Below are 5,053 nucleotides of genomic sequence, written 5' to 3'. Positions count from 1 at the left end.
AGGTCGTGCGCAGGGCAGGGAGGTCCTCCGCCGTCAGAGCACGGTTCGGCAGCTCGACGCTGATCTCGTGGCCCTGGCCGACATAGCGCATGAACGCCGCGCGGCGCTCGCGCACCGGGGCACCGGCCGCGCCCGGCTCGACCAGCGCGCGGGCCTCATCCGCCATCTCCTGCAGCAGGCTGGAGACGAGCGCCGTGTCGAAATCGTCGAGCCGGGCGTGACGGCTGCGCACCAGCTCATAGGCGATGGGCGCGGCGAGGAAGCCGACCGCCGAGCCGACGCCGGCGTTGGACGGCACGATCACCCTGGCGACGCCGATCTTCTCGGCGACGCGGGCGGCATGCAGCGGCGCGGCGCCGCCGAACGCGATCAGCGTGTGCTGGCCGATGACCGCACCGCGCTCCACGGCATGGACGCGCGCCGCGCTCGCCATGTTCTCGCAGACCACCTCGTGCACGGCGTAGGCCGCGGTCTCCGCATCGAGCCCGAGCGGCGCCCCAACGTCGCGGAGCAGGGCCTGTCTCGACAGCTCGGGATCGAGCTTGATGGTGCCGCCCGCGAAGGCGTCGGGATCGATCATGCCGAGTGCGACATCGGAATCGGTCACGGCCGGCCGCTGACCGCCGCGGCCGTAGCAGGCCGGGCCCGGCTCGGACGAGGCGCTCTCGGGGCCGACGGTGACGCGCTTCATCGCATCGATGTGCGCGATCGAGCCGCCGCCGGCGCCGATCTCGACCATCTCGATGACGGGGATGCGCACCGGCAGGCCCGAGCCCTTCAGGAACCGCGCGGCGCGGTCGACCTCGAACACGCGCGAGCTCTCCGGCTGATAGTTTTCGATGAGACAGATCTTGGCGGTGGTGCCGCCCATGTCGAACGACAGCACCTTGCGCTCGCCGAGCCTCGCGGCGATCTGGCCGGCGAAAATCGCGCCGCCGGCGGGGCCGGATTCGACGAGGCGCACCGGGAAGCGGCGCGCGGTCTCGATCGAGGTGACGCCGCCGCCCGAGGTGACGAGATAGATCGCGCCGCGGAACTGCTTGATCCGCAGCGCCTGCTCCATGCGGGCGAGATAGGAGTCCATCAGCGGCTGCACATAGGCGTTGGCGACCGCTGTCGAGGTGCGCTCGTACTCCCGGATTTCGGGACACACCGCCGAGGACAGCGTAATCGACACGCCGGGCATGTCCTCCGCCAGGATCTCGCCGGCGCGACGCTCATGCGCAGGGTTGGCGTAGGCGTGCAGGAAGGCGATGGCGACGCTGGCGACATTTTGCGCGCGCAACTGCGGAACAAGCGCGCGTACCGCCGCTTCATCGAGCGGCAGCCTGACGTCGCCATGGGCATCGACGCGCTCGGGCACGGTGAAGCGAAGGGCGCGCGGCACCAGTGGCTTCGGCTTGTCGATCGAGAGGTCGTATTGGTCGTAGCGGCTCTCGGTTCCAATATCCAGGACATCCCGGAAGCCGGATGTGGCGATCAGCGCCGTCCTGGCGCCGCGCCGCTCGATGATGGCGTTGGTTGCGAGCGTCGTGCCGTGGATGAAGACGTCGATATCGGAGATGCGGGCCTTGGCGTCGGCGAGGATCAGGCCGACGCCGTCGAGCACGGCCTGCTCCGGCTGCGTCGGCGTCGTCAGCAGCTTGCGGGTTCGGCGGTGGTCGCCGATGTCGAGAACGAGATCGGTGAACGTGCCCCCGATGTCGACGGCCAGCCGGACTTCGGCTCCTTCAAGCATTCCATGTCTCCGCAAGCGACGAATTGATGTGCGATTTGAGCAAGTCCCATGCCATTAGGCCAGCGGAGATGTGTGTTGCTGCTTTGCGTTTTGTGCGGCGCGGACTCGAGGTCGTGGTCATGAGCGCGCTCAATCTCGCGGACCGATGATGTCGTTGTTCGGTCGCGACATCGGCTTGACGTCACATCAAGGCATCGGTGCCGATCATCCGCTCCGCCGTCGTCCCGGCGAAAGCCGGGACCCATAACGACAGGGAGTGGTTCGGGGCAGGCTGGTCGTTTCAGATCTTCCGCCTCATGTCCGCCGCGGAGTATGGGTCCCGGATCGGCGCCGCGTCGCGCTGACGCGCGCCACGGCTTGTCCGGGACGACATCGGAGATGGGTGCGCGTGCGGACGTGCTCATAGACATACGTTCGCATTCCCGCGGCACGATCCGCCCGAGTTCTGCGATCACGTCACCCTCACGGATGAGAGGGCGCAGGGAATGCCGGGTGAAGGCCTCACCCATGGCCCGCCTGCGAAAAAAATGCAGGCGGCAGGTACCACAGGTTCAGCCGAGCATCCGGCATTCCCTGCGCGGTGTCTTCACGCTTATACGCAGTCTCCCTGGTGCGCCGGGCTTGTTGGCCACCATGCCGTGACAATGCTCGCGCATTGCGCGGGGGATACCAGCTTCGGGGTATCAGGACGCTGCGACTTCACGTCCGCAACCATGCCGGTCGTCTGCGCTCGACGCGCATCCGGCCTGATCAGCGGCACCGCATCCCACCCCGACGTTCGTGACGACGCGTACGTCCCTCTGCATGGGGCGGGACGCGCGGATCATACATGATTTCCGAGAAAGCGAAAGAGTAAAATTCGACTTTGTCGAAATGAGCGAGCGGCCCCGCGCCACCTGGAGACCCGGCGCGCAACCGCGGTTCAATCTCCTTGAGCCGGTCGCTGCAGGGCCGCATAGACCACGCCGAGCACCAGACTATAGGCCTCGACCATAGCCAGCGAAAACACGGCCGGGCCCGCGCCAAGGCCGAGCGAGATGCCGAGCGGCCCGAGACCGATGGCCGGAAACAGCCCGAGCCCGAGCAGCAGCCAGCCGGCAAGCCCGAGCAGAAAGCCCTTGGCGAGGCCGCTCCGCCCGGGCAGGCGGTGGAAGAAATAGCCGAACAACAGGCCAATGAGGAAGGCGCCGTTGAGCTGCGAGAGCAGCCAGAGCGGCGCGTGCACATGCGTGACATTGGCGAACAGCGGCGAGAGCGCCGCCAGCAGCGCCGACGCCGGATCGAATTGCGGCAGGATGTGCAGGCCGGACTTGAGCTCCATCAGCCCCATATGCGCCAGCGTCCCGCAGCCCGACGCCAGCAGCGACGATGCGATCCAGCGATAGCTGCGCTTCATGGTCATCGGGTCATCTCGCCGAAGCGCATCATGGTTCCGTTGATCCTGCTCAACTCCGCGAACGCGTTGACCGCCTAGCTTGCACGAACTCATTGATGCCACGTCAAGGGAGTTTCCCGATGCCATTCAAGCCACGCGCGTTGGTGCTGGCCGCAACCGTCGTGACGGCCGTCGTTGCTCCGTCCTTCGCCCAGCCGGGTGCAGGCGGACCGCCCGGCTGGGGGCCGGGCATGATGATGGGGCCGGGAATGATGGGGGGACGCGGCTTCGGCTTTCTCTGCAATCCCCGCATGGCCGGGTTCGCCGAATGGCGGCTGTCCCAGATCGAAAGTGCGATCAAGCCCAACGACACGCAGCGGGCGCGGCTCGACGATCTCAAGGCGGCCTCGGCCAAGGCCGCCGAGCTGATCACCAAGGACTGCCCGACGACTCCACCGGCCAAGGCGACCGAGCGCCTTGCGCTCGCGGAGCAGCGTCTCGACGCGATGCAGCAGGCGATCAAGATCGTTCGGCCGGCGTTCCAGGCGCTGTACGATTCGCTCGACGACAAGCAGAAGGCGGCGATGGACGCCAGCGGTCCGCGCAACTGGGGCTGGCACCGCTGGCACTGGCCGTGGAGCGAGGAGGAGTAGGAGAGGCACGAACGAGGCGCGCGCTCAGCGCGCGTCTCGCGCCCCTGGGCGTGCCGCAGCGGCTCGGCCGACAGTCTGGATGCCCCGGGCAAAGCTGTCGTTTGACGTTCACGGCCCTCGTGTTCCGGCGTGGCATGGCGTAAAGCAGCCGGATCGAAACGAGGTTTCCCATTGTCCTTTCCCGTGACCTCTCCGCCGCTGGCCCGCGCCCTGGCGGAGCGCAACTATGAAAATCCCACCCCCGTCCAGCTCGCCGTGCTCGCCGACGACGCGCTCGATCGCGACCTCCTGGTGTCGGCGCAGACCGGCTCGGGCAAGACCGTCGCTTACGGGCTGGCGATGGCGGCGAACCTGCTGGGCGAGGCCGAGCGCTTCGGTCCGGCCGCCGCGCCGCTGGCGCTGATCGTGGCGCCGACGCGCGAGCTGGCGCTGCAGGTGCAGCGCGAACTGGCGTGGCTTTATCAGCATGCGGGCGGGCGGGTCGTCTCCTGTGTCGGCGGCATGGATCCGCGGCGCGAGCAGCGCGAGCTGGAAGCGGGTGCCCACATCGTCGTCGGCACGCCGGGGCGGCTGTGCGATCATCTGCGGCGCGGCCGGCTCGACATTTCGGAGCTCAAGGCGGTGGTGCTCGACGAGGCCGACGAGATGCTCAATCTCGGCTTCCGCGAGGACATGGAGTTCATCCTGCAGACCACGCCGGCGGCGCGCCGGACGCTGCTGTTCTCGGCGACGTTTCCGCGCGGCATCGTGGCGCTGGCCAAGCAGTATCAGGACGACGCGTTCCGCATCGAGGTCGAGGGCGACGAGGGCGGGCATGCCGACATCGAGTATCGCGCGATCCGCATCGCGGCCGCCGATGCCGAGCACGCCGTGGTCAATCTGCTGCGCTTCCACGAATCGCCGAGCGCGATCGTGTTCTGCAACACCCGCGAGGCCGTCCGGCATCTGCAGGCGGCGCTGCTGGAGCGCGGCTTCTCGGTGGTCGCGCTGTCGGGCGAGCTGACGCAGAACGAGCGCACCATGGCGCTGCAGTCGCTGCGCGACGGCCGCTCGCGCGTCTGCGTCGCGACCGACGTCGCCGCGCGCGGCATCGATCTCGCCAATCTCGATCTCGTCATCCATGCCGAGCTGCCGAACGATCCCGAGGTGATGCAGCATCGCTCGGGCCGCACCGGACGGGCCGGGCGCAAGGGCGTCAGCGTGCTCCTGGTGCCGCCGGCGCGCCGTCGCCGCGCCGAGATGCTGCTCAAGCTCGCGGGCATCGAGGCCGTCTGGGGAACGGCGCCG

4 protein-coding genes are annotated in these 5,053 nt (G+C 68.3%); 2 read left to right on the top strand and 2 right to left on the bottom strand.

Annotated features, from left to right (window positions below; all coding sequences use genetic code 11):
- The coding region (locus tag BRAS3809_RS31195) for a hydantoinase/oxoprolinase family protein (RefSeq protein ID WP_035659710.1) at nucleotides 1–1,738 on the bottom strand (1,738 nt) is incomplete at its 3' end.
- A gap of 922 nt (nucleotides 1,739–2,660) precedes the next feature.
- Nucleotides 2,661–3,140, bottom strand: a complete 480-nt coding sequence (locus tag BRAS3809_RS31190) for a DUF6789 family protein (RefSeq protein ID WP_008966000.1) — start codon at nucleotides 3,138–3,140, stop codon at nucleotides 2,661–2,663.
- A 113-nt stretch (nucleotides 3,141–3,253) separates the two neighbouring features.
- Between BRAS3809_RS31190 and BRAS3809_RS31185 the strand changes: the two genes are divergently transcribed.
- Nucleotides 3,254–3,766 (top strand): Spy/CpxP family protein refolding chaperone, encoded by a 513-nt coding sequence (locus BRAS3809_RS31185; RefSeq protein WP_008965999.1) that lies wholly within the window; start codon nucleotides 3,254–3,256, stop codon nucleotides 3,764–3,766.
- 171 nt (nucleotides 3,767–3,937) lie between these two features.
- On the top strand, nucleotides 3,938–5,053 hold a 1,116-nt coding region (locus tag BRAS3809_RS31180), incomplete at its 3' end, for a DEAD/DEAH box helicase (protein ID WP_035659707.1).

Source organism: Bradyrhizobium sp. STM 3809 (genome assembly GCF_000239795.1).
In the GTDB taxonomy this organism is placed as follows: domain Bacteria; phylum Pseudomonadota; class Alphaproteobacteria; order Rhizobiales; family Xanthobacteraceae; genus Bradyrhizobium.
This window is presented reverse-complemented; position numbering and strand designations above follow the sequence as displayed.